The organism is Nocardioides fonticola (assembly GCF_039536805.1).
GTDB classification, from domain to species: Bacteria; Actinomycetota; Actinomycetes; order Propionibacteriales; family Nocardioidaceae; genus Nocardioides; species Nocardioides fonticola.
Genome location: NZ_BAAAZH010000010.1, coordinates 143,364 through 148,648, shown reverse-complemented (window position 1 = coordinate 148,648; position 5,285 = coordinate 143,364). Strand labels below are relative to the sequence as shown.

At 73.8% G+C, this 5,285-nt stretch carries 5 protein-coding genes; 2 read left to right on the top strand and 3 right to left on the bottom strand.

The window, feature by feature from the left end; genetic code table 11:
• Nucleotides 1-43: 43 nt before the first annotated feature.
• The 3 genes from ABD671_RS05950 to ABD671_RS05940 form a co-directional block, all read right to left on the bottom strand.
• Nucleotides 44-997: an electron transfer flavoprotein subunit alpha/FixB family protein gene (locus ABD671_RS05950; protein WP_344732343.1), complete on the bottom strand. Its 954-nt coding sequence runs from the start codon at nt 995-997 to the stop codon at nt 44-46.
• A gap of 33 nt (nt 998-1,030) precedes the next feature.
• Nucleotides 1,031-1,819: an electron transfer flavoprotein subunit beta/FixA family protein gene (locus ABD671_RS05945; protein WP_344732342.1), complete on the bottom strand. Its 789-nt coding sequence runs from the start codon at nt 1,817-1,819 to the stop codon at nt 1,031-1,033.
• Nucleotides 1,820-2,043: 224 nt separating this feature from the next.
• Nucleotides 2,044-2,310 (bottom strand): hypothetical protein, encoded by a 267-nt coding sequence (locus ABD671_RS05940; RefSeq protein WP_344732341.1) that lies wholly within the window; start codon nt 2,308-2,310, stop codon nt 2,044-2,046.
• 224 nt (nt 2,311-2,534) lie between these two features.
• Between ABD671_RS05940 and ABD671_RS05935 the strand changes: the two genes are divergently transcribed.
• Nucleotides 2,535-2,741 carry a hypothetical protein gene (locus tag ABD671_RS05935; RefSeq protein ID WP_344732340.1) on the top strand — a complete coding sequence of 69 codons (207 nt, stop codon included), beginning with the start codon at nt 2,535-2,537 and terminating at the stop codon, nt 2,739-2,741.
• A 73-nt stretch (nt 2,742-2,814) separates the two neighbouring features.
• Nucleotides 2,815-5,285, top strand: a 2,471-nt coding sequence (locus tag ABD671_RS05930; RefSeq protein WP_344732339.1) for a WD40/YVTN/BNR-like repeat-containing protein, incomplete at its 3' end; no start/stop codon positions are given.

Here is a 5,285-nt window from a genome sequence, read left to right as displayed (position 1 = left end):
AGCCGGGCGGGGGTTCTGCGTACGTGCGGGACGCCGGTGGCGATCAGCCCTTGCGGGCGTTGATCTCCTCGGTCGCCTTGGGCAGGACGGCGTGCAGGTCGCCGACGACGCCGAAGTCGACGAGCTCGAAGATCGGCGCCTCCTCGTCCTTGTTGACCGCGACGATCGTCTTGGAGGTCTGCATGCCGGCGCGGTGCTGGATGGCACCGGAGATGCCGTTGGCCACGTAGAGCTGCGGCGAGACGACCTTGCCGGTCTGGCCGACCTGGAAGCTGTGCGGCTTCCAGCCGGAGTCGACGGCGGCACGCGAGGCGCCGACGGCGGCACCGAGCGCGTCGGCGAGGCCCTCGATCGGCTCGAAGTTGCCGCCGGTGCCACGACCACCGGAGACCACGATCGCGGCCTCGGTGAGCTCGGGGCGACCCGAGGCCTGACGCGGCTGGGAGGCCACGATCTGGGCCTTCTTGGCGGCGTCGGAGATGGTGGCCGCGAACTCCTCGACGGCGCCGGCGCCGGCGGTCTCCTCCGGAGCGGCCGAGTTCGGCTTCACGGTGATGATCGGGGTGCCGGTGGTGACCTTGGCCTTGGCGGTGAAGTTGCCCGCGAAGACCGACTGGGTCGTGGTGCCGTCGGCGTCGACGTCGACGGCGTCGGTGATCAGGCCCGAGCCGGTCTTGATCGCGAGGCGACCCGCGATCTCCTTGCCCTCGTAGCCCGAGACGATGAGGACGGCGGCCGGCGAGGTCTTCTCGATCAGCTGCTGGAGGACCTCGGCCTTGGGGGCCACGAGGTAGCCCTTGATCTGCGCGTCGTCGACGACGTAGATCTTCTCGGCACCGAAGGCCTTCAGCTTCTCGACCGCACCGGCGGTCTGGTCGGCGCTGGCGATGAGCACCGCGGAGGGCGAGCCGATGCGCTTGGCGATCGCGAGCAGCTCGAGGGTCGGCTTGCGGACGGCGCCGCCGACGTGGTCGACGAGGACCAGGACTTCAGACATGGGGATTCCTTCTTCTCTCGCGCGCGGGGGGCGTCAGATGAACTTCTTGGACGCCAGGAAGCCGACCAGCGCGGTGGCGCCGGCGCCGTCCTCGTCCTTGACGATCTCGCCGGCGGTGCGCGGCGGGCGGGCGGCGGTCTCCTCGACGGCGGTCCACGAGACCGACAGGCCGACCTGCGAGGCGTCGACGCCGATGTCGGAGAGCGACCAGGTCTCGAGCGGCTTCTTCTTCGCCGCCATGATGCCCTTGAAGGAGGGGTAGCGGGCCTCGCCGGTCTGGTCGGTGACCGAGAGGACCAGCGGCATGGTGCCGCCGATGACCTCGGTGGCGGTGTCGCCGTCGCGCTTGATGCGGACCTGGTCGCCCTGGGTCTCGATCTGGGCGGCGAAGGTGACCTGCGGGAGGTCGAGGCGCTCGGCGAGCATCGCCGGGACGACGCTCATGCCGGCGTCGGTCGAGGCCATGCCGCACATCACGAGGTCCGGGACGCCGATCTTCTCGATGGCCTTGGCGAGCACGAGCGAGGTGGCGATCGCGTCGGAGCCGGCGATGGCGTCGTCGACGACGTGGATGCCCTTGTCGACACCCATCTGGAGCGCCTTGCGGACGGCGTCGACGCCCTTCTCCGGACCCACGCACAGCGCGGTCACCTCGATGTCGTCGCCGCCCTTCTCCTTGAGCTGGAGGGCCTGCTCGACGGCGTACTCGTCGAGCTCGGAGAGCAGGCCGTCGACGCCGACGCGGTCGACGGTGTTGTCGGACTCGAACTTCCGGTCGGCGGTGGCGTCGGGGACGTACTTCACACAGACAACAATGTTCATGGTGGTGATCGGCCGGTTAGGGCCCCTCCTGTGCACTCGGATGTGATCGTGAGGTTACCGCTCGGTCACCTTCTCGCACACGAGGATGTGCGGGTGGGGAGCGTCACATGGCTGACAGCGCCACTGTCACCGTCGCTGTCGGGGTCGTCTCCAGTGTGCCGCGCCCCGACGGCGTACCGAAGGGATGCTGCTGACTGCTTGCGGGTGGTGCGTGGCGGCGTGGATCAGGATCGCAGAACTCGTTCGAGCACGCGGCCCATCACCACATAGAAGACAGCACCGAGTCCCCAGTTGGCCAGGGCATCGCGGGTCGCGGCGTCGGCGCCCTCGAACCGCACGATCCCGTCGACACGGGAGAAGACCCCGAGGTCGACGGCGTCGGCGACCTTCAGGACGGTCTCGACGACGGCGTTGGCCCGCGGGGCGTCGAGCGCGATGAGCAGCGCCCCGGTCGCCAGCACGACGGCCAGCACCGAGCAGATCGACCACACCGTCGGTCCGAGGCGCCGCCGCAGCCCGCGGCGGCCGCTCCCCCGTCCAGTCCCTCGACCGCGCCCGATCCCACGTCCCGCACCCCGTCCCCTCACGACCCCAGGATCGCATGTGAGCCGGACCACGCCGCGCGATACCCCCGACCTCATTGCGGATGAAAATCATTCTCATCTAGCGTCCGGGGCGGGGAGGGAGACCCCACCTCCGATCGACAAGGAACCCCGTGATCCGCCACCTGCTCCTCGCCTCCGGCATCGCCGGCGCCACCCTCGCCCTCTCGGTCCCGCTCGCCGGCACCGCCTCGGCCGAGGCCCCCGTCTGCTCCGACCCCGTCGCCCGCGTCATCCACACCGCCCACGAGCGGCTCGGCGCGGCCGGCGAGCCGGTGCACGCGGTCGAGGGCGTCTACTGCGCCGTCGTCCCGCGCTGACCGCCGCACCGGCATCAGCACGACGCTCCGTACGACCATCCGTACGACCATCCGTACGACCAGCACCCCCCGCGTGGGGATCCCGTTCCGGCTGTCACCTCCAGCCCGGCTCGTCGCCGCCCTGACCCTGCTCGCCGCAGCGGTCGGGGCCGGCGTCCCCCTCGCACCCCTGTCCGCCCCGGCCGCCTCGGCGGCCGGGGCGGGCCCGCGGTGCGGGACGACCCAGACCACCGCGACCGGCACCTGGCGCACCCGGCCCGCGCCCGCCTTCCCCACGGGCGAGGCCACGCTGAGCGCCGCTGCCGTCGACCCCGCCAACCCCACCACCGCGTACGTCTCCAACGGCACCGTCATCCTGCGCACCCTCGACGGCTGCACCTGGCAGGAGATCCATCGCATCGATCCCGGCCCCACCGGCACCTCGCGCATCGTCGAACTCTCCGTCCACCCCCGCGACCCCACCTCGGTCTGGGCGGTCGTGCTCACCGCGACACCCGACCTGCCCGTGGCGGGTGCCGCGTCGGTGATCGCGAACCCCTACGGCCCGTCCGCGGTGACCGACCGGCGCGGACTGGTCGGGACGGTCCTGCACAGCTCGGACGCCGGCCGCACGTGGACCTCCTCACCCGATCTGCCCGCACCGACCGGGCGCCTCGCGCTCGTGCCCAGTGCCCCGGCGCAGGCCTACCTGCCCACCGACGTGGGACTGGTGCGCACCCTCGACGCCGGCGCCACCTGGCTCCCGCTCCCGCCGCCGGCCGCCCCGGTGGCGGGCGAGAGCGACGTCCCGGTCATCCGGGAGCTGAGCGTCGATCCGCACGACCCCGCCCTGCTGCGCGGCCAGACCCAGTACCCCGTGCGCTCCACCGACGGCGGCCTGACCTGGCAGCGTGACGGCACCGTCACCGGCTTCTGGGCCGGGCCCTACCTCGACGGCGGCCAGACCCGCACCACCCGGCTCCTCACCACCCACGCGGCCTACGCCAGCGACCAGATCACCGCGATCCAGGTCGAGGGCTTCGGCGCCGCACCCGTGCAGACCCCGGTGCCGGCGGGGCGGATCAAGGGACAGACCTGGCAGGCCGCATGGAGTGCGGTGCGCACGAGCGCCGTGCTGGCCACCTGGGACGCCGGCTCCCCCTCCAACCACCCGGACGTCGGCCTCTACCGCATCGACGTCGACCCGAAGGGCCGCGCCCGGGTACGGGCCCTCGACAAGCCCGCGCTGCCGCCGGTGCTCGGCGTCCAGGCGGACGACGCCGGCTCGTTCCACCTGCGCACCCGCACCGACCTCGTCACCTACACCCCCCGCGGCCTGCGCCCACCCGGCGCGACCGCCGGCGGTGCGAGCACCGGACCGACGCTGGAGACGGTCGGACCGGTCCGGACGACGGGCGTGCTGCGCGCACCGACGGTGGTGACCGTGCCGGCCGGGAGCTCCCGCCCGGTCGATCTGCGGCTCACCGCGCCGCCGCGGGCCCGCCCTCTCGACGTGTACTTCCTCCTCGACACCTCGACCAGCTTCGATGCCGACATCGATGCCCTCGCCGACGGCCTCGGCGGCCTGGTGGAGCGCGTCGCCGGCGCGGGCATCGACGCGTGGTACGGGCTCGGGGAGCTCGGCACCAGCGACGGCGGACGCCGCTACCGGCGGTGGGTCGACCTCGCGCGCCCGGGCCCGGCCCTGGGACGCGGCTTCGCCTCGCTGCGCACCGGGGGCGGCGCGGAGGCCCACCTCATGGCCCTCGACCAGGTCGCGACCGGGGCCGGGCTGCGCGGCACCACCGGACCCGACATCGCGCCCGGCCAGGACCCCACCTGGCGGCCGGGCGCGCTGCGGCTCGTCCTGGTCGTCACCGACACCGGGTTCGCCGACGAGGGGGACGCCGACGCACCGACGCGCACGCAGGTGTTCACCGACCTCGCGACCCGGCACATCCACACGATCGGCCTGGAGATCGCCCGCGACATCGGCGACGACGGCGTGCCCGGGCGGGCGACCGAGGTGAGCGCCGCGGACGCGGCCGGCACCACGGTCCCGACCCCCGCCCGCGACGACCTCAGCGCCCTCGCCGCCGCCACCGACACCCGCGCACCGGCCGGCGGCGTCGACTGCCTGGGCAACGGGACCGTCGAGATCCCGGCCGGCGCACCGCTCGTGTGCTCGGTGCCCTCGGGCCGCACCTCCGGGGTCTCCCGCATCGCCGACGCCGTCGCCCGCGTCCTGCTCGCCCAGCAGCAGCCCGGATCGGCGACTCTGACGGCCTCCGGCGCCGCCTCCTGGCGGTGGACCGGGCCGCGCAGCGCCGCCCTCGACGTGCGGCGCAGCGTGGGGCTGGCGACGTCGGCGATCGTCGGCTGCACCGCCGCGCAGGCCGGGCGCGACCTGCCGATGCGGGTGAGCGCCACCAGTGCCCGGGCACGACTGGCGACCGCCCGGGTCGTCGTGCGCTGCCGCGGAGCCGCCGCCGCGCCGCCCGCCCAGCCCGAGGAGCGGGCCGCCCCACCCGCCTCGGCCGCACCCGTCGCGCCTGCGGCCGGCGG

What these genes read in the sequence shown, in the direction of transcription:
- ABD671_RS05950 (WP_344732343.1), bottom strand. Translation starts at nt 997, where the DNA reads ATGTCTGAAGTCCTGGTCCTCGTCGACCACGTCGGCGGCGCCGTCCGC.
- ABD671_RS05945 (WP_344732342.1), bottom strand. Translation starts at nt 1,819, where the DNA reads ATGAACATTGTTGTCTGTGTGAAGTACGTCCCCGACGCCACCGCCGAC.